Annotated in this window: 22 protein-coding genes; 18 read left to right on the forward strand and 4 right to left on the reverse strand. The window is 62.6% G+C overall.

What is annotated here, in order from left to right:
* Nucleotides 1–2 precede the first annotated feature (2 nt).
* Genes rsmH through mraY form a run of 6 tightly spaced genes read left to right on the forward strand, consistent with a single transcriptional unit; the run spans nucleotide 3 to nucleotide 7,184 of the window.
* Nucleotides 3–1,010, forward strand: a complete 1,008-nt coding sequence (gene rsmH, locus J4721_RS02300) for a 16S rRNA (cytosine(1402)-N(4))-methyltransferase RsmH (RefSeq protein WP_102848818.1) — start codon at nucleotides 3–5, stop codon at nucleotides 1,008–1,010.
* Complete coding sequence (locus J4721_RS02305; RefSeq protein WP_014874069.1) at nucleotides 1,007–1,381, forward strand: cell division protein FtsL; 375 nt, start codon at nucleotides 1,007–1,009, stop codon at nucleotides 1,379–1,381. The genes rsmH and J4721_RS02305 overlap by 4 nt, the downstream gene beginning before the upstream one ends.
* A complete protein-coding gene (locus J4721_RS02310) occupies nucleotides 1,378–3,165 on the forward strand; it encodes a penicillin-binding protein 2 (protein ID WP_014874070.1) in 1,788 nt (595 codons plus the stop codon). The genes J4721_RS02305 and J4721_RS02310 overlap by 4 nt, the downstream gene beginning before the upstream one ends.
* Before the next feature lie 15 nt (nucleotides 3,166–3,180).
* On the forward strand, nucleotides 3,181–4,665 hold the full coding sequence (locus J4721_RS02315; RefSeq protein WP_211002021.1) for a UDP-N-acetylmuramoyl-L-alanyl-D-glutamate--2,6-diaminopimelate ligase: 1,485 nt from the start codon (nucleotides 3,181–3,183) through the stop codon (nucleotides 4,663–4,665).
* Nucleotides 4,662–6,074: a UDP-N-acetylmuramoyl-tripeptide--D-alanyl-D-alanine ligase gene (gene murF, locus J4721_RS02320; RefSeq protein WP_211002022.1), complete on the forward strand. Its 1,413-nt coding sequence runs from the start codon at nucleotides 4,662–4,664 to the stop codon at nucleotides 6,072–6,074. Before J4721_RS02315 ends, murF begins: the two co-directional genes overlap by 4 nt.
* Nucleotides 6,075–6,101: 27 nt before the next feature.
* A complete protein-coding gene (gene mraY, locus J4721_RS02325; RefSeq protein WP_014874073.1) occupies nucleotides 6,102–7,184 on the forward strand; it encodes a phospho-N-acetylmuramoyl-pentapeptide-transferase in 1,083 nt (360 codons plus the stop codon).
* 331 nt (nucleotides 7,185–7,515) lie between these two features.
* Here mraY and J4721_RS02330 read toward each other — a convergent pair whose 3' ends face one another.
* Nucleotides 7,516–8,430 (reverse strand): glutaminase, encoded by a 915-nt coding sequence (locus J4721_RS02330; RefSeq protein WP_014879519.1) that lies wholly within the window; start codon nucleotides 8,428–8,430, stop codon nucleotides 7,516–7,518.
* Between the two features lie 124 nt (nucleotides 8,431–8,554).
* Here J4721_RS02330 and murD point away from each other — a divergent pair, with 124 nt between their 5' ends.
* A complete protein-coding gene (gene murD, locus J4721_RS02335) occupies nucleotides 8,555–9,952 on the forward strand; it encodes a UDP-N-acetylmuramoyl-L-alanine--D-glutamate ligase (RefSeq protein ID WP_211002023.1) in 1,398 nt (465 codons plus the stop codon).
* A 3-nt stretch (nucleotides 9,953–9,955) separates the two neighbouring features.
* Here the strand turns inward: murD and J4721_RS02340 are convergent, their stop codons facing one another.
* From J4721_RS02340 to J4721_RS02350, 3 genes are all read right to left on the reverse strand, one after another.
* Nucleotides 9,956–10,399 carry a MarR family winged helix-turn-helix transcriptional regulator gene (locus J4721_RS02340; RefSeq protein WP_211002024.1) on the reverse strand — a complete coding sequence of 148 codons (444 nt, stop codon included), beginning with the start codon at nucleotides 10,397–10,399 and terminating at the stop codon, nucleotides 9,956–9,958.
* 4 nt (nucleotides 10,400–10,403) lie between these two features.
* Complete coding sequence (locus J4721_RS02345; protein WP_211002025.1) at nucleotides 10,404–10,697, reverse strand: putative quinol monooxygenase; 294 nt, start codon at nucleotides 10,695–10,697, stop codon at nucleotides 10,404–10,406.
* Nucleotides 10,698–10,778: 81 nt separating this feature from the next.
* Nucleotides 10,779–11,960, reverse strand: coding sequence for an NAD(P)/FAD-dependent oxidoreductase (locus J4721_RS02350; protein ID WP_102874585.1), 1,182 nt, complete (start codon nucleotides 11,958–11,960; stop codon nucleotides 10,779–10,781).
* 132 nt (nucleotides 11,961–12,092) lie between these two features.
* Between J4721_RS02350 and ftsW the strand changes: the two genes are divergently transcribed.
* The 11 genes from ftsW (at nucleotide 12,093) to lpxC (ending at nucleotide 24,303) form a co-directional block, all read left to right on the forward strand.
* Nucleotides 12,093–13,304 carry a putative lipid II flippase FtsW gene (ftsW, locus tag J4721_RS02355; RefSeq protein ID WP_211002026.1) on the forward strand — a complete coding sequence of 404 codons (1,212 nt, stop codon included), beginning with the start codon at nucleotides 12,093–12,095 and terminating at the stop codon, nucleotides 13,302–13,304.
* Between the two features lie 19 nt (nucleotides 13,305–13,323).
* Nucleotides 13,324–14,421, forward strand: a complete 1,098-nt coding sequence (locus J4721_RS02360) for a UDP-N-acetylglucosamine--N-acetylmuramyl-(pentapeptide) pyrophosphoryl-undecaprenol N-acetylglucosamine transferase (RefSeq protein ID WP_102874584.1) — start codon at nucleotides 13,324–13,326, stop codon at nucleotides 14,419–14,421.
* The gene (murC, locus tag J4721_RS02365; protein ID WP_014874081.1) at nucleotides 14,418–15,815 is read left to right on the forward strand and encodes a UDP-N-acetylmuramate--L-alanine ligase; all 1,398 of its coding nucleotides are present in this window, start codon (nucleotides 14,418–14,420) and stop codon (nucleotides 15,813–15,815) included. The genes J4721_RS02360 and murC overlap by 4 nt, the downstream gene beginning before the upstream one ends.
* A gap of 61 nt (nucleotides 15,816–15,876) precedes the next feature.
* Nucleotides 15,877–16,131 (forward strand): DUF2484 family protein, encoded by a 255-nt coding sequence (locus J4721_RS02370; protein WP_102883207.1) that lies wholly within the window; start codon nucleotides 15,877–15,879, stop codon nucleotides 16,129–16,131.
* Complete coding sequence (locus J4721_RS02375; RefSeq protein WP_014874083.1) at nucleotides 16,128–16,379, forward strand: DUF2484 family protein; 252 nt, start codon at nucleotides 16,128–16,130, stop codon at nucleotides 16,377–16,379. Before J4721_RS02370 ends, J4721_RS02375 begins: the two co-directional genes overlap by 4 nt.
* 183 nt (nucleotides 16,380–16,562) lie before the next feature.
* Nucleotides 16,563–17,486: a UDP-N-acetylmuramate dehydrogenase gene (murB, locus tag J4721_RS02380; RefSeq protein WP_211002027.1), complete on the forward strand. Its 924-nt coding sequence runs from the start codon at nucleotides 16,563–16,565 to the stop codon at nucleotides 17,484–17,486.
* 286 nt (nucleotides 17,487–17,772) lie between these two features.
* Entirely contained in the window at nucleotides 17,773–18,693 is a 921-nt protein-coding gene (locus J4721_RS02385; RefSeq protein ID WP_211002028.1) for a D-alanine--D-alanine ligase, read from the forward strand.
* A complete protein-coding gene (locus J4721_RS02390) occupies nucleotides 18,681–19,574 on the forward strand; it encodes a cell division protein FtsQ/DivIB (RefSeq protein ID WP_014874086.1) in 894 nt (297 codons plus the stop codon). Before J4721_RS02385 ends, J4721_RS02390 begins: the two co-directional genes overlap by 13 nt.
* 1 nt (nucleotide 19,575) lies before the next feature.
* Nucleotides 19,576–20,910: a cell division protein FtsA gene (ftsA, locus tag J4721_RS02395; RefSeq protein WP_014874087.1), complete on the forward strand. Its 1,335-nt coding sequence runs from the start codon at nucleotides 19,576–19,578 to the stop codon at nucleotides 20,908–20,910.
* 449 nt (nucleotides 20,911–21,359) lie between these two features.
* Nucleotides 21,360–23,153: a cell division protein FtsZ gene (gene ftsZ, locus J4721_RS02400; protein WP_014874088.1), complete on the forward strand. Its 1,794-nt coding sequence runs from the start codon at nucleotides 21,360–21,362 to the stop codon at nucleotides 23,151–23,153.
* A 214-nt stretch (nucleotides 23,154–23,367) separates the two neighbouring features.
* Nucleotides 23,368–24,303 carry a UDP-3-O-acyl-N-acetylglucosamine deacetylase gene (lpxC, locus tag J4721_RS02405; protein WP_211002029.1) on the forward strand — a complete coding sequence of 312 codons (936 nt, stop codon included), beginning with the start codon at nucleotides 23,368–23,370 and terminating at the stop codon, nucleotides 24,301–24,303.
* Nucleotides 24,304–24,510: the final 207 nt, after the last annotated feature.

The raw sequence follows: 24,510 nt of genomic DNA on the forward strand, positions 1-24,510 counted from the left end.
CCATGACAACGGACCGCCCAACCTCAACCGGTCCTCACGTACCGGTTCTTTTGCGTCCGCTGCTGAAAGCAGTGGCGCCGGTCTCCGGGCGCTGGCTTGATGGCACATTCGGGGCCGGGGGCTATAGCCGGGGCCTGCTGGAGGCGGGCGCTGATCACGTGATTGGCGTCGACCGGGATCCGCTGGCCTTTGAAATGGCCGAAAGCTGGATCGGCGACTATGCTGGCCGCCTGACCCTGCAACAGGGTGTGTTCTCCCGCATGGACGACTATGCACAGGATCTCGACGGCGTCGTCCTCGATCTTGGTGTTTCCTCCATGCAGCTGGATCTGGCCGAACGTGGTTTTTCCTTCATGCGTGACGGGCCGCTGGATATGCGGATGTCGCAGGATGGCCCCTCCGCCGCCGATCTCGTCGCGGAACTGGATGAGGCGGCGCTGGCCGATATTCTGTTTCTCTTCGGTGAAGAACGCGCCAGCCGCCGTATTGCCCGCGCCATCGTCAAGGCCCGCACCGAGGCGCCGATCACCACGACCCTGCAGCTTGCAGGCATCATCGAGCATTGTCTGCCGCGCTCCAAACCCGGCCAGTCACATCCGGCCACCCGCAGCTTTCAGGGGCTGCGCATCGCAGTAAACGCCGAATATGAAGAGCTGTTCGAGGGGCTTCTGGCCGCTGAACGCGCGCTGAAGCCCGGCGGATTGCTGGCGGTTGTGACCTTTCACTCTATCGAGGATCGGATGGTCAAACGCTTTTTCCAGCATCGCGCGGGCAAGACTGGCCGTGCCAACCGCTACGCGCCCGAGGTGGAGGAAACCCCCTCGCAGTTCGCGCTGGTCACCCGCAAGGCCGTTGGCCCGGATGATGAAGAGCTGGCCGAAAACCCACGCTCCCGCTCCGCCCGGCTGCGGGTCGGACGCCGGACAGAGGCCACGCCAATTGAAATCAGCGCCAAAGATATCGGAATGCCCCAACTGAAGCAGGCTCAGGGGAGAGACAAACGCTCATGAAGACGCTGCTGTATATCGCCACCTGCCTGGCTGTCTTTGGGTTGGCGTTCTGGGCTTACCGCGAGAACTACACCACTCAGCAGGTGCTGAAGGAAACCCGTAGCCTGCAACGCCAGATCGGTGCCTCGCAGGTCCGGCTCAGCGTGTTGCGCGCCGAATGGGCCTATCTCAACCGCCCGGATCGCCTGCGTGAACTGGCGGAGCTGAACTTTGACCGCCTCAGCCTGTTGCCGCTGCGCCCGGAACAATTTGGCCGCGTGGATGAGGTCGCCTATCCCCCGCAGGAGGATGAGCTGCTGGATTTCACCAACGGGGTTGAGGTTTCCTCGCTTGGGGCCAACGGGCAGACCGCAACGGGGACGCAGCCATGATCCGTACGCCGCTGCGCCCCTTGGCCCGGATCCTGACAGCGCGTGCGCGCGGCGAAAACCCTGACGCCATCGAGCGGGAAAACCTGCGTCAGCGCCATGCGGAAATGCAGACCCAATCCCGTCAGCGCGCCGAGGGGCGCCTGCTGGTTCTGGGCATGTTTTTCCTCTGCGCCTTTACCGCGATTGGCGCGCGGATGGCGACATTGGCCACCTCTGAACCGGTGGAGCCCATCGCCAGCGCGCCGGGCAGCGCCATTGCCATGCAGCGCGCTGATATCGTCGACCGCAAAGGCCGCATTCTGGCGACCAACTTTGAAACTCATTCGCTCTATGCCCAGCCGCCGCAGATGGTGGATCCCGAAGGGGCGGCGCAGCGCTTGGTTGAAATCTTCCCCGACCTGGAGCTGGAACGGCTGGTCAGCGATTTCACCGGCAAGCGTAAGTTCATTTGGATCAAGAAGAAAATCAGCCCCGAGCAGAAACAGGCGGTGCATGATATCGGTGATCCCGGCCTGCTGTTCGGCCCCCGCGAGATGCGTCTTTATCCCAATGGCAGCGTCGCGGCACATGTGCTGGGCGGCGCCGGTTTCGGCAAGGAAGGCGTTAGTGCCGCCGAGGTGATCGGCGTGGCGGGCGTTGAAAAGCAGTTTGACGACTACCTGCGCGACCCGGCCAATGGCGGGCGCCCCCTTCAATTGTCGCTGGACCTCACGGTACAGGCTGCTTCCGAACGGGTGCTTCTGGGCGGTATGAAGCTGATGAACGCCAAGGGGGCAACGTCGATCCTGATGGACGTCCACACCGGCGAGGTGATCTCCGTCGTGTCGCTGCCGGATTTTGATCCCAATGACCGCCCGCGTCCGCCCACCTCCGGCTTTGATCCCTCCACCAGCCCGCTGTTCAACCGCGCGGTGCAGGGGGTCTATGAACTCGGCTCGACCTTCAAGATTTTCACGGCGGCACAGGCCGTTGATCTGGGGATTGTGAATTCCGAGACCATTATCGATACCTCCGGTCCAATGCGGATCGGGCGGTTCCCGATTGGTGAGTTTCACAACAAGAACTACGGCAAGCTGAGTGTTGCCGACATCATCGTCAACAGCTCCAACCGGGGCACCGGGCGTCTGGCCTTGCAGATTGGCGCGCAGCGTCAGCAGGATTTCCTGCGCGCGATGGGCATGTTTGAACCCACTCCGATTGAGATCGCCGAGGCCGCAGGCGGCAAACCTCTGAAACCCCGCAAATGGGGTGAGCTGAGCACGGTGACGATTTCCTACGGGCATGGGCTGTCCACCAGCCCGATGCATCTTGCGGCGGGGTATGCGGCGATTGCCAATGGTGGCCAGTATGTCGCCCCGACCATCCTGCGCCAGAAAGGGCCACAGCTGGGCCACCGGATCATGTCACCGGAGGCCGCCGGTCAGGCCCGCGCGATGCTGCGCAAGGTTGTTACCAGCGGTACCGCCAGTTTTGGCGAGGTGCCCGGCTATCAGGTGGGCGGCAAAACCGGCACCGCTGACAAGCCCAAACCCCGTGGTGGTTACTATGAGAGCAAGGTGATCGCCACCTTCGCCGCCATGTTCCCGGCCCATGATCCGAAATATGTGCTGGTGGTGACGCTGGATGAACCGTCGGTCATCGCCCATGGTGAGGAGCGCCGCACCGCAGGCTGGACAGCCGTGCCTGTCGCGGGTGAAATGATCGGCCGCGTGGCGCCGCTACTGGGGCTCAGGCCACAAGTTGAACCCGATGGGCTTGCTGCTATAACCCTCACCTCAAACTGAACAGGTGGGGTTGCTATGAGCACCATTGAAAACCGTCCTCTCAGCCAGTTGGGGCTGACCGCGCGTGGCGGTGTCGATCCGATGATCCGGGGCATTGCCGTGGACAGCCGCAAGGTGGTCGAAGGCGGGCTGTTTGCAGCCCTTCCCGGCAGTCAGGTGCATGGGGCGAAATTCACCCCCGCAGCACTTGGCAACGGGGCGGCGGCGATCCTGACCGATGCGGCCGGGGCGCAGATCGTAGCAGAGCTGCTGCGCGAGTCGACCGTGGCTCTGGTGGTTGTCGAAGATCCGCGTCAGGCGCTGGCCTATGCCGCGGCCCTGTGGTTCGGCGCGCAGCCGGAAACCATGGTGGCGGTCACCGGCACCAATGGGAAGACGTCGGTAGCGAGCTTTGTGCGCCAGATCTGGGTCGAGCTGGGCCATCAGGCGGTGAACCTCGGTACCACGGGCGTTGAAGGCAGCTGGAGCCACCCGCTCAATCACACCACACCCGAACCTGTCACCCTGCATGATGCGCTGGCGCAGGCGGCGGCTGCGGGTGTCACCCACGCGGCGATGGAGGCCTCTTCGCACGGGCTGGAGCAGCGGCGTCTGGACGGTGTGCATCTGGCGGCGGCGGGGTTCACTAATTTCACCCAGGACCACCTCGATTACCACGAGACGTTTGAGGCGTATTTCACCGCCAAGGCCGGCCTGTTCCGTCGGGTGCTGCCGGATGATGGCGTGGCCGTCATCAATATGGATGATCCCCGCGGTGAGCAGATGCGGGCGGTCGCTGCGGCGCGCGGGCATGAGGTGATTTCGGTCGGGCGCGGTCTCGGTGATCTGAGCCTTGTCGGTGCGCGCTATGATGCGTCCGGTCAGGACATGCGCTTCACCTGGCACGACAAACCCTATCAGGCGCGGCTGAATTTGATTGGCGGGTTTCAGGCGGAGAATATCCTTCTGGCCTGCGGTCTGGTGATTGCCAGCGGCGAGGAACCGCAGGCGGTGTTTGACACGCTGCCGCATTTGCAGACCGTACGCGGGCGGATGCAGCTGGCGGCCACGCGGGAAAACGGCGCGACGGTGTTTGTGGATTACGCCCATACCCCCGATGCCGTGGCCACCGCGATCAAGGCGCTGCGCCCGCATGTGCTGGGCCGGTTGGTGGCCATTGTCGGCGCCGGTGGTGATCGCGATGCCGCCAAACGTCCGCTGATGGGGCAGGCGGCGCAGAATAACGCTGATCTGGTGATCGTCACTGACGACAATCCGCGCAGCGAGGATCCGGCGGTGATCCGTGCCGCCGTCAAGGGCGGCGCGCCGGACGCGATGGAAGTCGGCGACCGGGCCGAGGCGATCCTGCGCGGTGTGGATGCGCTGGGGGCGGGTGATGCGCTGCTGATCTGCGGCAAGGGGCATGAGACGGGTCAGATCGTCGGCAGTGATGTTTTGCCCTTTGATGATGTGGAGCAGGCCAGCATGGCGGTCGCGGTGCTGGACGGGAGGCTGGTATGAGTCTTTGGACAGCTGAGGAAGCCGCCGCAGCAACCGGCGGTCAGGCCGTTGGCGACTGGCGCGTGGACGGTATTTCCATCGACACCCGCAGCATCGCCGAGGGCGATCTGTTTGTGGCGCTGAAGGCGGCGCGCGATGGCCATGACTTCGTGGCGCAAGCATTGGAGAAAGGCGCCGGCGCCGCGCTGGTTTCGCGACGGCCCGAGGGCGTCAGTGAAGATGCGCCGCTCTTGCTTGTGGATGACGTGCAGACCGGGCTGGAGGCTTTGGGGCGGGCAGGTCGTGCGCGCACAGACGCGCGGGTGATTGCGGTCACCGGATCGGTCGGCAAGACCTCGACCAAGGAAATGCTGGCGCGGATGCTGTCGGATCAGGGCCGCACCCATGCCGCTGTTGCCAGCTATAACAACCATTGGGGCGTGCCACTGACACTGGCGCGGATGCCGCGTGACACCGAATTTGCGGTGATTGAGATCGGCATGAACCACCCCGGTGAGATCAGCCCGCTTGCGAAACAGGCGCGTCCGCATGTGGCGATGGTGACCACCGTGGCGCCGGTGCATCTGGAGGCCTTTGACGGGATCGAGGGCATCGCCGCAGAGAAGGCCGCCATCATGGATGGGCTGGAGCCGGGCGGTGTTGCCGTGCTGAATGCAGATATTGCCGAGGCCCCGATCCTGCAATCGGTTGCTGAGCGCGTGACGCGCGATGTGCAGTGGTTTGGCACCGGTATGGGGCCGATTGCGCCGACTTATCACCTGACCGGAACCACCCTGCGCGGGGATGAGACAGAGGCCGAGGTCACGCTGCCGGATGGGCAGCGATATCGCCTGCATATCCAGTCGCTTGGCGCCCATTTTGCCATGAACGCGCTTGGCGCGCTGGCCTGTCTGGCGGCGCTGGATCTGGATCTGGCCAAGGCCGTGCAGAGCCTGTCGCTCTGGTCGCCGGTCACCGGGCGCGGGGCGCGTGAAACCATTAGCCTTGGTGCGGGGCAGGGAGAGATCCTGCTGCTGGATGACAGCTACAACGCCAATCCGACCTCAGTCGCGGCGGCGCTGGCGGTGCTGGCGGCAACGCCCTGTACTGGGCGGCGCATTGCCTATCTGGGCGATATGAAGGAGCTGGGACCGCAGGAACAGCGACTGCACAGCGATCTGGCCGATCTGGATGCGGTACAGGCCTTGGATGAAATTCACTGCATCGGCCCGCTGATGGGCGCGCTGCATGCGGCGTTGCCTGTGGACAAACGCGGCGGTCACTATGCCACCAGCGATGATGTGCGGGCAGATCTGGCGGGTCAGATCGCGGCGGGGGATGTGGTTCTGGCCAAGGGCTCGCTCAGCATGGCGCTGGCCAAGGTTGTTGACGGCATCCGCGAATTGGGCCATGGCGAGGCCACTTTCTGAACTTTGACGAACTGAGGACCGGCTGACATGCTCTATTGGTTAACCGCGCTGTCGGATGGGGGGGATCTTTTCAACCTCTTCCGTTACATCACCTTCCGCGCGGGCGGGGCGTTTCTGACGGCGCTTCTGTTTGGGTTTCTGTTTGGGCCGCCGCTGATCAATGTGCTGCGCCGCAAGCAGGGCAAAGGTCAGCCGATCCGCGATGACGGCCCCGAGGGGCATCTGGCCAAGGCCGGCACGCCGACCATGGGCGGGCTGTTGATTGTCGGCGCATTGGTGACGGCAACGCTGCTCTGGGCGCGCTTGGACAATCCGTTTGTCTGGCTGGTGCTGTTTGTGACGCTGTCCTTTGCGCTGATTGGTTTTGCCGATGATTATGCCAAGGTGTCCAAGCAGAACACCGCAGGCGTACCGGGCAAGCTGCGGCTGGCGCTTGGGATCACCATCGCGGTGATCGCCGCCCTTTGGGCCTCCGCCTATCATCCGGTGGAGTTGCAGAACCAGCTGGCGCTGCCGGTGTTCAAGGATACGCTGATAAATCTGGGCCTGTTCTATGTGCCGTTTTCAATCTGCGTGATCGTCGGCGCGGCCAATGCGGTGAACCTGACCGATGGGCTTGATGGGCTGGCGATTATGCCGGTGATGATTGCCACCTCGACCCTTGGGGTGATTGCCTATGCGGTGGGGCGTGTCGACTTTACCGAATATCTGGATGTGCATTATGTGCCCGGCACCGGGGAAATCCTGATCTTTGCCGCGGCGCTGTTTGGCGGTGGTCTTGGCTTCCTGTGGTACAATGCGCCGCCAGCGGCGGTGTTCATGGGGGATACCGGGTCATTGGCTCTGGGTGGGGCCTTGGGCGCCATCGCGGTGGTCACCAAACACGAACTGGTGCTGGCGATTGTCGGTGGTCTTTTTGTGGTGGAGGCGCTGTCGGTGATCATTCAGGTGCTCTACTTCAAACGCACGGGCAAACGGGTGTTCCTGATGGCACCGATCCATCACCACTATGAGAAAAAGGGCTGGGCAGAGCCGACCATCGTGATCCGGTTCTGGATCATCTCGCTGATCCTCGCGATGATTGGTCTGGCGACACTGAAAGTGCGCTGAACCACGCCGGATCGCCGCCGCGCAGGCTATCCTGCGGGGCGGTGTGCCGATCTGGCCTGATATTTGAAACCGCTCGGGGCTGAGAATGCCTTGGGCGGTTTTTCGTAAGAAGAAGGCGGCGCCGCCGGAGGGGCGGAGGGTGGATGACCTTTGCTAGGGGTCATCTCCGTCTGTCGGCCTGTGCGGATCCCCGTGATGCCCGAATGGCTGACGTTGTCAGGGTCAGCAGGGCGGGGACGTTCTCCTGATCTTGGTGTTGCAACGGGGCTAGGTTAGCGGTGTCACCTGAAAGGATCCTAAGCGCTGCGAACGCAGGGATGGCAACGCACGCCTAGAAGACTGACCAGTCCATTTCACGGGCCAGTTGCTCCATCGCTTCGGTGCCCAGTTTGGAATTGCCGTTGCGGTTCAGTCCCGGCGACCAGACGGCGATGCTCGCCTGTCCCGGCACAACACCTAGGATGCCGCCGCCCACGCCGCTTTTGGCGGGCAGGCCCACGCGGTAGGCAAATTCACCGGACCCGTCATAATGCCCGCAGGTCAGCATCAGCGCATTGAGCCGCCGCACCCGGTCCAGGGAGACCATCCGGGGATAACTGCCGGTGCCGATCAGAAAGCGGCCCGCCTTGGCCAGCTGCTGGGTTGTCATCTCTGTGGCGCAATGGTGAAAATAGGTGCCCAGCACCTTTTCCGGCGGGTTCTTGAGGTTGCCAAAGGAGGCCAGAAAATGGGCATGGGCCGCGTTACGGTGACCATGGGCGGTTTCCGAACGCGCCACATCGGCGTTGATATGGATGTCGTCGTCTTCTGCCGCGGCGCGCACAAAGCCGAGGAATTCCGCCAGCGCCTCGCGCGGTTCACGTCCGGCCAGCACCTCATCTGTGGTGACAATGGCACCAGCATTGACGAAGGGATTGCGCGGGCGCCCCTGTTCATGCTCCAGCTGCACGATGGAGTTGAAGGCCGTGCCGGAGGGTTCGCGGCCAACCCGGTGCCACAGCTGATCCCCCGCGCGCCCCAAGGCAATGGCAAGGGTGAACACTTTGGTTATGCTTTGGGCGGAAAACCGTGTCTGGAAATCACCGGCGCTGAACAGCCCGCCATCTGCCGTTGCCACGCTGATTGCAAACTGATCGGGGCGCACCTCGCCCAGTTCGGGAATATAGCTGGCAACCTCGCCCCAATCGGTGCTGGCCCGCATCTGCTGGCTGATCTCGTCAAGGACGCGCTGTAACTTTGCAGCCATTGGATACTCCCTTCCTTTGGCAGAGGTTTCAGACGTGCCGGACCATTTGTCAACGCGACGGGACTGGCATTGGTTCCATGGATCGGTTAGCGATTTGATCAAAGGTTTTGCGGGAGGTTGGGCAATGATCCCTGTTACAGGTTTTGAGGGCGCAAAGGTCGCCGTGTTGGGGCTGGGTCGGTCGGGATTTGCCACCGCTCGGGCGCTGCGCGAAGGCGGGGCGGAGCCTGTCTGTTGGGATGACAACCCCGGCGCGCGGGCGCGGGCCGAGGTTGAGGGGTTTGTCTGCCGCGATCTGCAAAAAGCCGGGGCGTTTGATGACATCGCCTCGCTGATCGTCTCGCCAGGTATTCCGCATCTCTATCCCAAACCCAATCCGGTGATCCATGCGGCGCTGGTGGCGGGCGTGCCGGTGGACAATGACATCGGGCTGTTCTTCCGCTCGGTTGCGACGCGGGGCTGGGAACGGTTCGATCAGGCGCCGCGCATTGTGGCGGTCACGGGCTCCAACGGCAAATCCACCACGGTGGCGCTGCTGCACCACATCCTGCAGGAGGCCGGACGCGAAAGCCAGCTGGCGGGCAATATCGGGCGTGGTGTGCTGGACATTGATCCGCCGGGATCCGGCGGCATCGTGGTACTGGAGCTGTCGAGCTATCAGACCGATCTGGCCCGCGCCCTGACGCCGGATGTGGCGGTGTTCACCAACCTCAGCCCCGATCATCTGGACCGGCACGCGGGCATGGGCGGCTATTTCGCGGCCAAGCGACGGCTGTTTGCCGAAGGCGGGCCAGACCGTGCGATCATTGGCGTGGATGAGGACGAGGGGCTGTATCTGGCCGGTCAGTTGTCTGAAGCGGCCAGCGACGACCGGGTGATCCGCATCTCTGCTAGTCGGAAACTGACCGGACCGGGTTGGCAGGTCTTTGCCCGCAAGGGGTTCCTGAGCGAATACCGCAAGGGCCGACAGGCGGCGTCGATTGATCTGCGACAGATGCAGGGGCTGCCGGGTGCGCATAACCATCAGAACGCCTGTGCGGCCTATGCGGCAGCGCGGGCACTGGGGCTGGCCCCGCGCCTGATCGAGGACGCACTGGCGAGCTATCCGGGGCTACCGCACCGCAGCCAGACCATCGCGACCCACGCAGGTGTGCGCTATGTGAATGACAGCAAGGCCACCAATCTGGACAGCGCAGTGAAGGCGTTGAGCGCCTTTGACAATATCCGCTGGATCTGTGGCGGGCTGGAGAAAGACGGCGGGCTGGAAGCCCTGCGCGGGCAGACCGGCAAGGTGCGCAAAGCCTATGTGATCGGGCGCGAGGCGGCAGGCTTTGCCATGCAGCTGGACGTCGAGGCAGAGGTTTGCATCACCATGGCCGAGGCCGTCGCCCGCGCCAGCGCTGAGGCTGAGGCGGGCGATACGGTTCTGCTGGCCCCTGCGGCGGCGAGCTTTGATCAATACGACAACTTCGAGCAACGCGGCGAAGACTTCATCGCCGAGGTGGCAAAGCTGCAGAGCTGATATCTACCCGGGCGGGGATTGCGCCATCTCCTTTGACAGGATCTGGTAGTATTCGGGCAGGGTGGCCTGCAGTCGCGTATGGCCGTCGGGCGTCAGTGTCACCTCTTTTGAGCGGCCATCGGTCTCGCTCTCGGTGATGCGGACCAACCCGTCTGCCTGCAAGGCGTGGAGCGTGCGGGTCATCACTGGTTTCGAGACATCAATCCGCTGCGCGATCTCATTCGGGCTGAGCCATTGGCGATCCGGTTCGCGGTCGATGACGATCAGCACAAGAAACCGCAGCTGCGACAGCCCGTGGCCCGCGAAATAGGTCTCCAGCTTGCGGATCAGCAGGCTGGCCCGGCGCATCATCAGCAGGGCATCGCTGATAAGCGCCGGGTCACTGCCATAGGCCTCCACATAGCGTTCGACCATGTGACGGGAGGGCAGCTCCTTGAGGAAGAACATGCGGTCAGGTCAGCGCGGTCATCTTGTGGATCTCCGCTGGTGTGGCCAGCCAGTTTTCATATTTGGCAAAGATCGGTTTGATGTAATCCATCTCGTAATGGGCAGCGAGGGCGTCATCGCTGGTCCATTCCTCATCCAGATAAAAACAATCGCCGCTGCGGCCCTCAAGCAGGTTGAACTTCAGGCAGCCGGGTTCGGCGCGGGTGGGGGCCAGGATGCTGGTCAGGCTGTCACGGACGTCCTGCATATGCTCAGGCTTCGGGGTGATTTTGGCGATCAGCTGAAATTGCGTTGTCATGAAAAGGCTCCTTAATGAGTTATCATGATAACTAAATGAGTGTGAAGGCGCAAATGTCAAGCCGTTGGCCGGGCGCTAAGGCTAGCGGCGCGCCGCGATTGCGCTGCCGGCGGCCACGCCTGAGGCCCAGGCCCATTGGAAGTTGTACCCGCCGAGCCACCCCGTGACATCCACCGCCTCGCCAATGGCATAGAGGCCGGGAATGGTTTTGGTTTCCATGGTTTGGGAGGAGAGCGCATCGGTGTCGATACCGCCCAATGTGACCTCGGCGGTGCGGTAGCCTTCGCTGCCGGAGGGGGTGAGGCGCCAGTTTTCCAAACGGTCGCAAAGATCGCGCAAGGCGGCGTCGGATTGGTCTGCCAGCCGCCCTTTGAGGTCAAACTTTGGCGCCAGGAAATCCACCAGCCGACCGGGCAGGTGGCGCGCCAGTTCGGTGGTCAGGGCCTTGCGTCCGGCCTCCTGACGTTGGCTGCGCAACAGGTCAAACACAGGCGTTTCAGGGATCAGATTGACACTGATCTGCTCGCCCTCGCGCCAGTAGGAAGACAGTTGCAACACCGACGGGCCAGACAGGCCGCGATGCGTGAACAACAGCGCCTCGTCAAAGCTGGTGCGCTCATTGGAGAGTCGCGCGGGCAGGGCGACGCCTGCCAGCGGTTTGAAGCGGTCTTCGGAAAAGGTGAAAGGCACCAGACCGGGGCGGGTGTCCGTCAGTGGCAGGTCAAACTGGCGCGCCAGATCGTAGGCGAGGCCGGTGGCCCCCATCTTCGGGATCGACTTGCCGCCCGTGGCAATCACCAGATTGCGGGCGGTCAGCACCTGCGGCTTGCCTTCACGCTCTACTTCGACGCGGAACCCATCAGCGGTGTGCGTCACGGAGGTCACGCTGGTCTGCAGCCACAGATCGGCACCCGCTGTCTTCATTTCCTCTACCAGCATCGCGACAATCTGCTTGGCCGAGCCATCGCAGAACAGCTGGCCGAGGGTCTTTTCGTGCCAGGCGATGCCGTGGCGATCCACCAGCTCAATGAAATCCCACTGGGTGTAGCGGGCCATGGCGGATTTGCAGAAATGCGGGTTCTGCGACAGGTAGTTTTCGGGGCTCGCGTACATATTGGTGAAATTGCAGCGCCCGCCGCCGGAAATGCGGATTTTTTCACCCGGCGCCTTGGCGTGATCAATCACCAGCGTGCCGGGCCCGGAGCGCGTTGCACACATCATGCCAGCTGCGCCAGCGCCAAGGATCAGGGTTTCATAAGCCATGCCCGGCCATAGGCGCGGATAACTGCCAAAGGCAAGAGGAAGAGGGTGGCCTGATGAAAACTTTCCGGGTACTGTTTGCCCAACGATCCCGAAAACGGGACGGATCACGAGGCAGATAGTGGCGGTTTACCCATGACTGAAATGGTCTATGGCGCGCTCCCCGTACAGGCGGGCGAGCCGATTCTACCCAAATGGTGGCGGACGCTGGACAAATGGACAATGTCCTGTGTTCTGATGCTGTTTGTCATTGGACTTTTGCTGGGGCTTGCGGCCTCAGTCCCGCTGGCAGAGCGCAACGGATTTGACAATTTCCACTATGTTGAGCGGCAGGCGGTGTTTGGTATCACCGCGCTGGTGGCGATGGTGATCACCTCGATGATGTCGCCAACACTGGTGCGACGGCTGGCGGTCATCGGGTTTATCTGCGCCTTTGTGGCGCTGGCACTGCTGCCGGTGTTTGGCACTGATTTCGGCAAGGGCGCGACGCGCTGGTACAGTCTTGGCTTTGCCTCGCTTCAGCCGTCGGAGTTTCTGAAGCCCGGATTTATCGTAGTGGCGGCCTGGATGATTGCAGCGAGCCAGCAGATCAACGGCCCGCCGGGCACGCTGATGTCCTTTGGTCTGTGTCTGACAGTGGTGCTGATGCTGGTGGTGCAGCCTGACTTTGGTCAGGCCTGTCTGGTGCTGTTTGGCTGGGGTGTGATGTATTTCGTGGCTGGTGCGCCGATGCTGCTGTTGGTCATCATGGCGGCGGTGGTCGTGATGGGTGGGGTTGTGGCCTATTCCAGCTCCGAGCATTTTGCCCGCCGCATCGATGGCTTCCTGAACCCTGAAATCGACCCGACCACCCAGATGGGCTATGCCACCAACGCCATCCGCGAGGGCGGTCTGTTTGGGGTTGGTGTTGGCGAGGGCGAAGTGAAATGGTCGCTGCCGGATGCCCATACCGATTTCATCATTGCGGTTGCGGCCGAGGAATACGGTCTGGTCCTCGTGGTGATCCTGATCCTGCTCTACACTGCTGTGGTGGCACGGACCCTGTTCCGCCTGATGCGGGAACGCGACACGTTCATCCGCCTTGCGGGCACGGGTCTGGTTTGTACCTTTGGGGTGCAGGCGATGATCAACATGGGCGTTGCGGTGCGGCTCTTGCCGGCCAAGGGGATGACATTGCCATTTGTCAGCTACGGCGGCTCCTCGCTGATTGCCGGCGGTATTGCGGTTGGTATGCTGCTGGCGTTTTCGCGCTCGCGTCCGCAGGGCGAGATTGCGGATTTCCTGCGTGGGCACGGACGGGGTCACGGACATCAGAACGGGCCTGCGCGCGGCTACGGGCGCGGATAGAAGAAAGATCTGAATTACGATGGCGCAGAAATTGCTCTTGATGGCGGCAGGTGGCACCGGGGGGCATATGTTCCCCGCGCAAGCCCTGGCCGAGGCGATGCTGAGACGTGGCTGGCGGGTGAAGCTGTCCACCGATGCGCGCGGTGCGCGCTACACCGGCGGCTATCCCCATACGACAGAAATCACCGAAGTCTCTTCGGCCACATTCGCCCGTGGTGGTGTGCTGGCCAAGGCGATGGTGGCGCCTAAGATCGCGGCGGGGGTCACACGGATGGCGCTGCAGATGCGGCGCGACCGGCCCGATGTGGTGGTGGGCTTTGGCGGCTATCCGTCGATTCCGGCGCTGGGGGCTGCGACCCTGCTGAAGCTGCCGCGCATGATCCACGAACAGAACGGCGTGCTGGGCCGGGTCAATCAGCTGTTTGCCACCCGTGTGGCCGGGGTGGCCTGTGGCGTCTGGCCCACGGCGTTGCCGGAAGGGGTCGATGGCGTGCATGTCGGCAACCCGGTGCGCGCGGCAGTTCTTGAACGGGCAGGCGCCGGTTACATTCCGCCCGGTGACTACCCGATGTCGGTGCTGGTGATGGGCGGCAGCCAGGGCGCGCGGATCCTGTCGGATGTGGTGCCGGGGGCGATTGCGGCGCTGCCTGAGGCGCTGCGCAGCCGGTTGCGGGTCTCGCATCAGGCCCGCGATGAAGATGCTGCGCGCGTCACGCAGTTCTATGCCGAACATGGTATTGCGGCGGATGTTCAGCCCTTCTTCGCGGATGTGCCTGCCCGGATGTCGGAGGCGCAGCTGGTGATTTCACGCTCCGGTGCGTCGTCGGTCGCGGATATCGCCGTGATTGGCCGCCCGTCGATCCTGATCCCCTTTGCTGCGGCGGCTGGAGATCACCAGAGCGCCAATGCCCGTGGGCTGGTCGATGCCGGGGCGGCGATCCTGATCCCGGAGAGCGCCCTTGACGTTTCGGCCCTGACAGAGCAAATGAGCGCGGTTCTCAGCAATCCCGATGGTGCCAGTCAGATGGCACGGGCCGCCTTGCAAGTGGGTATTCCCGATGCGACCGAGCGGCTGGTGGGGCTTGTTGAACAGCTGTCCGAGGAAGGAATGACATGAACCCTGCGACCAAACTCCCCGGTGATGTGGGCCCGATCCATTTTGTTGGCATCGGCGGCATCGGCATGTCCGGTATCGCCGAAGTGCTGCTCAATCTCGGCTATGTAGTGCAGGGCTCGGATCTGAAGGCGTCAAAGATCACCAACCGGCTGGAAGAGCTGGGCGCGCGGATCTTTGTCGGGCAGGCGGCAGAAAATCTTGAAGATGCGGCGGTTGTGGTCATTTCCTCGGCGATCAAACCGGGCAATCCCGAACTGGACGAGGCGCGCCTGCGTGGCCTGCCGGTGGTGCGCCGGGCCGAGATGCTGGCCGAGCTGATGCGGCTTAAATCCAACATCGCCATCGCAGGCACCCATGGCAAGACGACAACCACCACCATGATGGCAGAGCTGATGGTGGCGGGGCATTTCGATCCGACCATCGTGAATGGCGGTATCATCCACGCCTATGGGTCCAACGCGCGGATGGGGCAGGGCGAATGGATGGTGGTCGAGGCCGACGAGAGCGACGGGACATTCAACCGTCTGCCCGCGACCATCGCCGTTGTGACCAATATCGACCCTGAGCATATGGAGCATTGGGGCGATTTCGATACGCTGCGGGACGGGTTTTATGACTTTGTCTCCAACATCCCGTTTTATGGGGTCGCGGTCTGCTGCACCGATCATCCCGAGGTGCAGGCGCTGGTCGGCCGGATCACCGACCGCCGGGTCGTGACCTATGGGTTTAATGCGCAGGCGGATGTGCGGGCGACCAACCTGACCTACAAGGCGGGCGTGGCGCATTTTGATATTCATCTTCAGGCCGAGGATCGCGTGATCGAGGGCTGCACCCTGCCGATGCCGGGGGATCACAATGTCTCCAACGCGCTGTCGGCAGTGGCTGTGGCGCGCCATCTGGGCATGAAAAGCAGTGAGATCCGCGAGGCGCTGGCGGCCTTTGGCGGCGTCAATCGCCGCTTCACCAAGGTGGGGGAAGTGGATGGTGTGACCATCATCGATGACTACGGCCACCACCCGGTTGAAATCACCGCTGTCCTGAAGGCCGCGCGTCAGGCCTGCGACGGCCGCGTCATTGCCGTGCATCAGCCGCACCGCTATTCGCGCCTGTCCAGCCTGTTTGAAGATTTCTGTGCCTGTTTCAACGAGGCCGATGTCGTCGCCATCGCCGAGGTCTTTGCCGCTGGTGAAGACCCGATCGAGGGCGCGGGGCGCGACGATCTGGTTGCCGGTCTGATCCGCCATGGCCACCGCCACGCCCGCGCGCTGCTGGACGAATCGGATCTGGAGCGACTGGTGCGCGAACAGGCGCGACCCGGCGATATGGTGGTCTGCCTTGGCGCGGGCACCATCAGCGCCTGGGCCAATGGTCTGCCCGACCGGTTGCGGGGCTGAGGGTGACAGGCGTGATCTCATATCCGCGGGCGGTTGGCCCGGTGGCTGCTGAGGTCGCACCATGGTGAGCCTGCTTGCCGCAATCATCTGGGTGTTCGTGGCCACCGGCGTAGCCGCATTGCCGCTGCGCTGGCAGCGCGGGCCGGGGATTGCGCTGCTGGCTGTCGCCCCGGTGCTGATTTATCTTCTGGGACGGGATCACGGCTGGTTTGCCGCTGCTTTTGGAACATTCGCACTGGTGTCGATGTTCCGCCGTCCGTTGTTGCATGTGCTGTCGCGACTGCGCCGCGCACCGGCGCCTGAGGTGGAGGAATGACGCTGTCGCTGATCCTTGCCTGTCTCTGGGTGGTGGCTGCCAATGTGCTGGCGATGGTGCCCAGTCGCGACAACCATTGGTCGCGCGCCTATCTGCTGATCGCGGCAGGCATCCCACTGGTGGGGTATGTGACCTATGAAAACGGGCCGTGGTGGGGGTTGGGTGTGCTGTTTGCCGGCATGTCGATGCTGCGCTGGCCGGTGATCTATCTGGGCCGCTGGTTGCGCCGTCGGCTAAGCCGCGGCTGAACCCTGCCGATTCTTTCTGTCTCGTGATCTTCCTTTGGCACCCGGCATCGGGTTGGGCCATTGTGTGCCCGACCAAAACCGGAGTAAACGCAGGTCTGATCCAAGGTGCGTGAGTCTCTTTTCACGTCCGGGTGGCCAAAATGGCGCCGGTGTGCATCGGTGCGACAGGCAAGGGCAGGGCATATGAATATCGACGGGCTGCGTGGCAAGCTTCATCCCAATCGTGATCTTTCCGGGTTGACCTGGCTGCAGGTCGGCGGCCCGGCGGATTATCTGTTTCAGCCTGCTGATGTCGAAGATCTGAGCCATATGCTGCGGTCTCTGGACCCGTCGGTGCCTGTGTTTCCCATGGGGGTCGGGTCCAACCTGATCGTAAGGGATGGCGGGTTGCGGGCGCTGGTGATCCGATTGGGGCGTGGGTTCAACGCGATTGAGATCGAGGGCGACACGGTGACCGCTGGCGCTGCTGCGCTGGATGGACATGTGGCGCGCAAGGCGGCGGACGCGGGCATTGATCTGACATTTCTGCGCACCATTCCCGGCTCTATCGGGGGGGCGGTGCGGATGAATGCGGGTTGCTACGGCAGCTATATGGCCGATGTGTTCCAATCCGCGACCGTGGTGCTGCGCAGCGGCGAGGTGGTCACCCTTCGTGGTGAGGACCTGAAGTTTGCCTATCGCCAGAGCGATTTGCCCGAGGGCGCGGTGCTGGTGTCAGCGGTTTTGCGCGGGCCCAAAGGTGATCCCGACGCGCTGCATGCGCGGATGGAAGAACAGCTGGCCAAGCGCGATGCGACACAACCCACCAAGGACCGGTCAGCCGGGTCGACCTTTCGCAATCCGGCGGGGTTTTCGTCAACTGGGCAGGCGGATGATGTCCATGATCTGAAGGCCTGGAAGGTCATTGATGATGCCGGAATGCGCGGCGCGCGGCGCGGGGCTGCGCAGATGAGCGAGAAGCATTCCAATTTCTTGATTAACACAGGTGGCGCATCTGCCGCAGATCTTGAGGGATTGGGCGAAGATGTCAGAAAAAAGGTTTACGCCAATTCCGGCATAACGCTAGAGTGGGAAATCATGCGGGTGGGGGATCCGCTTTCCAAATAGCCAATAAAGGCCATGTTTTTCAGGATGTTACTCCTGATCAGCAGGGCGCCGCTTTGGGAATCGCAGCGGCGGGCGAACTGGAAAAGCGCGATCTTGGTAAAGGCACTGTTAACGGGCCGGTAACGTTTGTGACGTTAATGTGGGGATAGCGAACCACGAAGGTCCGTGCAGTGCGGGGAACACGCCTCGCGATATCAAAAAGCAGGTCTTGACCTGTAGCATTTGCGGTCAATTTGGGATCGCACAACAAGGGGCGAAAAGCCCCGGAACATTTGAGGCGCTTGTCGTGAGTAAGTCGAGCAGGACACTCCCGAAAGTGGCGGTATTGATGGGTGGCCCCTCGGCTGAGCGCGAGGTGTCTTTGTCCACAGGGCGTGAATGCGCCACCGCGCTGCGGGACGAGGGATATCAGGTTACGGAACTGGACGCGGGTCCGGATCTTGCCGCACGTTTGCAGGCGGATCGTCCCGACGTGGTCTTCAATGCGCTGCATGGTCGTTGGGGCGAAGACGGCTGCGTGCAGGGGCTGCTGGAATGGCTCGGCATCCCTTACACCCACTCCGGCGTGCTGGCCTCGGCGCTGGCGATGGACAAGCAGCGGGCCAAATCCATCTACCGCGCCGCAGGTCTGCCAGTTGTTGAGAGCGGGATTTACTCCAAGGCCGAGGTGATGGCCGGACACGTGATGGCCCCGCCCTATGTGGTGAAGCCGAACAACGAAGGCTCCAGCGTTGGCGTTTATCTGGTGAATGAGGTGGCCAATGGTCCGCCACAGCTGTCGGCGGACATGCCTGACGAGGTGATGGTCGAAAGCTTTGCCCCCGGGCGCGAGCTGACCACCACCGTGCTGGGTGACAAGCCGCTGACGGTAACCGATATCCTGACCGACGGTTGGTATGACTACGACGCGAAATACAAACCCGGCGGCTCGCGTCACGTACTGCCTGCTGATGTCCCCGAAGAGATCTTTGCGCTGTGCCTTGATTATGCGGTGAAGGCCCATGACGCACTGGGGTGCCGGGGGATCAGCCGGACTGATTTCCGCTGGGATGAGGCGCGGGGCGCCGAAGGGTTGATCCTGCTGGAGACCAACACCCAGCCTGGCATGACCCCGACATCGCTGACGCCCGAGCAGGCGGAACACTGCGGTATGACCTTCGGGCAGCTTTGTTCCTGGTTGGTTGAGGATGCGACATGTCCTCGCTGATCGATCGCTTCCGCACCCCCCGCGAGGGGCGCCCTGATCCGGCACCATCGCGACTGACCTATCGCATTCAGCGCTGGATGCTGACACCGGGTATCCGCTTTGGTGTGCGGTTTGGTATTCCCTTCTGCCTGGTCTTTGTTGCCGGTGCTGCCTTTATGGCGGATGACGCGCGGCGCGACCGGTTGCAGGTGATGATCAGCGACCTGCGGGCGTCGATCGAGGAGCGGCCTGAGTTCATGGTCAATGTGATGGCCATTGATGGCGCGGGGCGCAGCGTTGCCGAAGACATCCGCGAAGTGGTGCCAATTGATTTCCCCATCAGTTCCTTCGATCTGGATCTGACGCAGATCCGCGATGAGATCACCGGTCTGGACCCGGTGCAGACGGCCGATGTGCGGATTCGTCCCGGTGGTGTGCTTCAGGTCACGGTGGAAGAGCGCAAGCCCGCGGTTGTCTGGCGCAGCCGTGAAGGGCTGGCGCTGCTGGATGCCAATGGCGTGCATGTGGCCGAGCTGGGGGCGCGCAATATGCACCCGGATCTGCCGCTGGTGGCCGGGCGCAGCGCCGATGATGCCATTGTGGAAGCGCTGCGGCTGTTTGCCGTGGCCAAGCCGCTGGGACCGCGAATGCGTGGATTGGTGCGGATTGGCGAGCGGCGCTGGGATCTGGTTCTGGACCGTGGCCAGCGGATCATGCTGCCGGCCGAAAACCCTGTGCCCGCGCTGGAGCGGGTGATTGCCGTCAGCGAAGTGCGTGACCTATTGGAGCGCGACGTGGCGGCGGTGGACATGCGCCTGGCGGCGCGTCCGACCGTAAGAATGACCGAAAACGCCGTCGAGGACTGGTGGCGAATCCGACAGTTGAACGCAGGCGGGCTATGATATGACCGATCTCTACCAATCTCAGCGCGCCATGCGGCAGATGCGTCGTCAGGCGATGCAGCGCGGTGTTGTGGCTATTTTGGATGTGGGCAGTTCCAAGATTGCCTGTTTGGTGCTGCGCTTTGATGGCACCGGGCGGCTGAGCGAGGATAACTCCATCGGTTCGCTGGCGGGGCAATCCGGGTTCCGGGTGATCGGGGCTGCGACCACGCGGTCACGCGGGGTGCAATTTGGCGAGATCACCGCCATGCAGGAAACCGAACGCGCCATCCGCACCGCCGTTCAGGCGGCGCAGAAGATGGCCGAGGTGCGGGTGGATCACGTGATCGCCTGTTTTTCCGGGGCCAATCCGCGATCCTACGGGCTGGATGCGCAGGTCGATCTGGAAGGTCAGGTGGTGACCGAGAATGAGATCGCCCGCGTGCTGGCGGCCTGCGAAGTGCCGGAATATGGCGCCGGGCGCGAGGTGCTGCATGCCCAGCCGGTGAATTTTGCGCTCGACAACCGGTCGGGTCTGAATGACCCGCGTGGTCAGATGGGGCAGACGCTGGCGGCAGATATGCACATGCTGACGGTTGATGCGCTGACGGTGCAGAACCTCGTGCGCTGTATCCAGCGCTGCGATCTGGAGCTGGCGGGCATCGCGTCCTCTGCCTATGCCTCGGGCTTTGCCGCGCTGGTTGAGGATGAGCAGGAGCTGGGTGCCGCCTGTATCGATATGGGTGGCGGCTCCACCTCGATCTCTGTCTTTATGAAGAAACACATGATCTATGCCGATGCGGTACGTATGGGCGGTGATCACATTACCAGCGATATCTCCATGGGGCTGGGTGTGCCGACGGCCAATGCGGAACGGATCAAGACCTTTCACGGTGGCGTCCACGCCACTGGCGCCGATGACCGCGAGATGATCGACATTCATGCAGATACAGGTGATTGGGAACATGATCGCCGTACTGTCAGCCGGGCAGAACTGATCGGAATCATGCGTCCGCGTGTCGAAGAAATCCTTGAAGAAGTCCGAGCGCGTCTGGATGCCGCCGGGTTTGACAGCCTGCCAAGCCAGCAGATCGTGCTGACCGGAGGCTCCAGCCAGATTATGGGTCTGGACGGGCTGGCGAGCCGGGTTCTGGGCCAGCAGGTGCGGCTGGGTCGTCCCTTGCGGGTTCACGGTCTGCCGCAATCGGCGACCGGTCCGGGCTTTGCCTCCGCTGTTGGTCTCAGCCTGTTTGCCGCCCATCCGCAGGATGAGTGGTGGGATTTCGAGATGCCGGTGGATCGCAACGCCAGTGGCACGCTGAAACGGGCGGTAAAATGGTTCCGCGACAACTGGTGAGCGGTGGTTTCCGGCAGGGCTGACAGGGGCCTGCTGTCGCCACAGATCCGACGGCTGCACAACATTCATTAATCAAATGTTAACGAAAAACTTCGCTGGCAAGGCGGTTTCGCGGGTGACAGCGAAATCCTGCCGCGTTAATGTTCCGATAACGACCGCATCATGCGGCGCATGTAGGCCGAGCAGTGGCCACCAGTATCAGTGACGAGATGTGCTTTCGAAGGCTTTGGTTTTCGGAGGCTGACGTCATGTTGTGGTGTATTGCAGGGCTTTCCACAGCATTTGCCAAAATCGGCGAAATGTCGCGAAATTAGACAATACTATGTCTATATTTTGTGGAAAATAGCGCTTTTTTGGATGACGCGACTCGTGCTGCGCGGTAGGATTGTCGCAAAGATGGACAGGAATAGGCCCTTGCGGGAGGGCTGATAAACACAGGCGGAACGAGCATGACCTTGAACCTTTCGATGCCCGGCCAGGAAGAGCTGAAGCCCCGGATTACCGTGTTTGGCGTCGGCGGGGCAGGCGGCAATGCCGTCAACAACATGATCGACAAACAGCTGGACGGCGTGGATTTTGTCGTCGCCAACACCGACGCGCAGGCGCTGCAGCAAAGCGCCTCCAAAAGCCGCGTCCAGCTGGGCATCAAGGTGACCGAAGGTTTGGGTGCGGGTGCGCGCCCCTCGGTTGGGTCTGCTGCCGCTGAAGAAAGCATCGAACAGATCGTGGATCACCTCGCGGGGGCGCATATGTGCTTCATCACCGCAGGTATGGGCGGTGGCACAGGCACCGGCGCGGCACCGATCATCGCGCAGGCCGCCCGCGAACTGGGTGTGCTGACCGTTGGTGTTGTCACCAAGCCGTTCCAGTTCGAAGGCAACAAGCGGATGCGTCAGGCCGAGGAGGGTGTCGAAGCCCTGCAGAAGGTCGTCGATACGCTGATCATCATTCCGAACCAGAACCTGTTCCGTCTGGCCAATGAAAAAACCACCTTCACCGAGGCGTTCTCCATGGCGGATGATGTCCTTTATCAGGGTGTCAAAGGCGTGACTGACCTGATGGTGCGTCCGGGTCTCATCAACCTCGACTTTGCGGACGTGCGCGCCGTGATGGACGAGATGGGCAAGGCGATGATGGGCACCGGCGAGGCCGAGGGCGAAGATCGCGCCGTGCAGGCGGCCGAGAAGGCCATCGCCAACCCGCTGCTCGATGAAATCAGCCTCAAGGGCGCAAAGGGTGTTCTGATCAACATCACCGGCGCACATGACCTGACCCTGTTTGAACTGGACGAAGCGGCCAACCGCATTCGCGAAGAGGTCGACCCGAACGCAAACATCATCGTTGGCTCTACTCTCGACACCGAGATGGAAGGCAAGATGCGCGTTTCCGTGGTCGCCACCGGTATCGATGCGGTCGACGTCCACTCCGAGCTTCCAGTGCCGCGCCGCCCGATGTCGGCGCCGCTGAAGCAGACCGTGAGCGTTGAAGATACCCGTAGTGCGGCACCGCTGGAGCTGAGCACCCCGGTCGAGCAGCCCGTTGCCGCCACCGCTGAGCCGGTTGCTGCCGCACAGGAAGAACCGTCGCTTTTCTCGGAATTCGATGACGGTCAGGCCGCTGCAGAGGGCCAGTACGAAGAGGTTCTGGAAGACGCAGGCGAACAGCTGGGCGCCGATGGTCTGCCCGCACCGGCCTATCAGGGCACGCCCGCGCCGGAATTCCAGCCGCAGGCCGAAGTTGCGGCCCATCAGGCCGAGAGCTTTGTTGCGCCGAAGGCACCTGCGCCCGGCACCCCATCGCCCGAAGCCATCGTGCGCCTGCAGGCCGCAGCGCAACGGGCGCAGCCTCAGCAGCCGATGCAGCAGCAGGTCCAGCAGCCGCATATGCAGCAGCGCCCCTCGATTGACGCGGTTCAGCCGCGTGCGCCGCAGCCTCAGCAGATGCAGCAGCAACCTCAGCAGCAGCCCGCTGCGGCAGGTCAGGAACAGCGCCGTTTCGGCCTCAACTCCCTGATCCACCGCATGACCGGCAGCGCAGCTGAAGGCCAGCCGGCCAAGCCGCAGCAGCCGACACGTCAACAGCCGCCGGTGCAGCAGTCTCCGGTGCAACAGGCGCCGATGCATCAGCCTCAGGTCGCGCACCAGGGTCAGCAGGCCGCCCCCGCTGCGCAACCGCAGCGTCAGGCCAACCCGGAGCAGGAGCGGATCGAAATTCCTGCATTTCTGCGCCGTCAAGCCAACTGAGCTGATCACATATAAGATAAAAAGGTCGCCATCTGGCGGCCTTTTTTCGTTTTTTATCAGCGGGTTGTTTCCGGTTGGGCAGTGTTTTGCCTATCTGTTACAGGGATGTTTCATTCCGTTACAAAGATTGAGTTGAGCCTAACGGACTGACACCTTACCTCTGTTTCGCAACAAGGGCCAAGACTACGGCCCATCCATACGGAATGAGGCCATCGTGCAGAATACGCTTAAAGCATCAGTGACATTTGACGGGGTGGGCCTCCACTCCGGCAAACCCGTTCGCATGATCCTGAAGCCTGCTGCGGCAGGGCACGGCATCTGCTTCCGGCGCACTGACATTGCCTTGGGCAACACTTTGGTTCCTGCGCTTTGGGACCGGGTCGAGCGGACGCCGCTCTGCACACGTCTGGTCAATGCCTCCGGTGTTGCGGTCTCCACGGTAGAGCACATCATGGCCGCGCTGGCAGGCTGTGGCATTCATAATGCGATGATTGATATCGACGGTCCCGAAGTGCCGATCATGGACGGCTCTTCTGCCTATTTTGTCCGCGGCATCATGCAGACCGGCATTCAACGCCTTGCAGCGCCTGTCACCGCCTATCAGATTCTGAAACCAGTGAGTGTCAGCCACGAAGGCGCAACCGCGACCCTGTTGCCGAGCAATCGTCTGACCATCGAATTCCACATCGACTTTTCCGAGGCGGCGATTGGCCGTCAGAGCAAGACGCTGGATCTGCGCAATGGCGCCTTCGCGCGTGAGCTTTGTGACAGCCGCACCTTCTGCCGTCGCGTTGACGTCGAAAGCATGCAGGCCAATGGCCTGGCGCTGGGGGGTGTTCCCGGTGAGAACGCCGTGGTGTTTGACGGTCCCGAAGTCCAAAGCGGTCTGGGCCTGCGTCATGCGGATGAGCCGGTGCGCCACAAGATGCTGGACGCGCTTGGCGATCTGTCGTTGGCCGGTGGCCCTGTGTTTGGCCATTATATCGGTGACCGTGCTGGTCATTCGCTGACCAACACGTTGCTGCGGGCCGTGTTTGCAACACCCGGCGCCGTGCGTCAGGTGACGTGCGATACCGCGATGACAGCGCGCCTGCCCGGGCAGGGGCTGGTCTGGGCCGAGATCCCGACCGACGCGCGCCGCGTTGCGTAACTGAATTGAGGCTATCGGGCGGGAACGTCGGCTGGGGGGCCTGACGTTCGATCTGGGTTCCCCCGGCAAACGGGGCGCACCCGGCGCCAACCGGACCGCGCGCTGCAACGACAGCACATCGGTCATTTTCGGACAGAGCGAAGCAGCAGGCGTGCCGGGCACAGGCTGCACCTCCGTCCGCTTCTATACAGGCCCATGCGTTGGCGC

It is taken from the genome of Phaeobacter sp. HS011 (assembly GCF_018101215.1).
In the GTDB taxonomy this organism is placed as follows: domain Bacteria; phylum Pseudomonadota; class Alphaproteobacteria; order Rhodobacterales; family Rhodobacteraceae; genus Phaeobacter; species Phaeobacter inhibens.

What these genes read in the sequence shown, in the direction of transcription:
- J4721_RS02350 (WP_102874585.1), bottom strand. Translation starts at nt 11,960, where the DNA reads ATGGCTTATGAAACCCTGATCCTTGGCGCTGGCGCAGCTGGCATGATG.
- J4721_RS02315 (WP_211002021.1), top strand. Translation starts at nt 3,181, where the DNA reads ATGAGCACCATTGAAAACCGTCCTCTCAGCCAGTTGGGGCTGACCGCG.
- murF (WP_211002022.1), top strand. Translation starts at nt 4,662, where the DNA reads ATGAGTCTTTGGACAGCTGAGGAAGCCGCCGCAGCAACCGGCGGTCAG.
- murC (WP_014874081.1), top strand. Translation starts at nt 14,418, where the DNA reads ATGAACCCTGCGACCAAACTCCCCGGTGATGTGGGCCCGATCCATTTT.
- J4721_RS02390 (WP_014874086.1), top strand. Translation starts at nt 18,681, where the DNA reads ATGTCCTCGCTGATCGATCGCTTCCGCACCCCCCGCGAGGGGCGCCCT.
- J4721_RS02310 (WP_014874070.1), top strand. Translation starts at nt 1,378, where the DNA reads ATGATCCGTACGCCGCTGCGCCCCTTGGCCCGGATCCTGACAGCGCGT.
- murD (WP_211002023.1), top strand. Translation starts at nt 8,555, where the DNA reads ATGATCCCTGTTACAGGTTTTGAGGGCGCAAAGGTCGCCGTGTTGGGG.
- ftsA (WP_014874087.1), top strand. Translation starts at nt 19,576, where the DNA reads ATGACCGATCTCTACCAATCTCAGCGCGCCATGCGGCAGATGCGTCGT.
- J4721_RS02340 (WP_211002024.1), bottom strand. Translation starts at nt 10,399, where the DNA reads ATGTTCTTCCTCAAGGAGCTGCCCTCCCGTCACATGGTCGAACGCTAT.
- J4721_RS02305 (WP_014874069.1), top strand. Translation starts at nt 1,007, where the DNA reads ATGAAGACGCTGCTGTATATCGCCACCTGCCTGGCTGTCTTTGGGTTG.
- mraY (WP_014874073.1), top strand. Translation starts at nt 6,102, where the DNA reads ATGCTCTATTGGTTAACCGCGCTGTCGGATGGGGGGGATCTTTTCAAC.
- J4721_RS02375 (WP_014874083.1), top strand. Translation starts at nt 16,128, where the DNA reads ATGACGCTGTCGCTGATCCTTGCCTGTCTCTGGGTGGTGGCTGCCAAT.
- rsmH (WP_102848818.1), top strand. Translation starts at nt 3, where the DNA reads ATGACAACGGACCGCCCAACCTCAACCGGTCCTCACGTACCGGTTCTT.
- J4721_RS02330 (WP_014879519.1), bottom strand. Translation starts at nt 8,430, where the DNA reads ATGGCTGCAAAGTTACAGCGCGTCCTTGACGAGATCAGCCAGCAGATG.
- J4721_RS02370 (WP_102883207.1), top strand. Translation starts at nt 15,877, where the DNA reads ATGGTGAGCCTGCTTGCCGCAATCATCTGGGTGTTCGTGGCCACCGGC.
- J4721_RS02360 (WP_102874584.1), top strand. Translation starts at nt 13,324, where the DNA reads ATGGCGCAGAAATTGCTCTTGATGGCGGCAGGTGGCACCGGGGGGCAT.
- ftsZ (WP_014874088.1), top strand. Translation starts at nt 21,360, where the DNA reads ATGACCTTGAACCTTTCGATGCCCGGCCAGGAAGAGCTGAAGCCCCGG.
- ftsW (WP_211002026.1), top strand. Translation starts at nt 12,093, where the DNA reads ATGACTGAAATGGTCTATGGCGCGCTCCCCGTACAGGCGGGCGAGCCG.
- murB (WP_211002027.1), top strand. Translation starts at nt 16,563, where the DNA reads ATGAATATCGACGGGCTGCGTGGCAAGCTTCATCCCAATCGTGATCTT.
- J4721_RS02345 (WP_211002025.1), bottom strand. Translation starts at nt 10,697, where the DNA reads ATGACAACGCAATTTCAGCTGATCGCCAAAATCACCCCGAAGCCTGAG.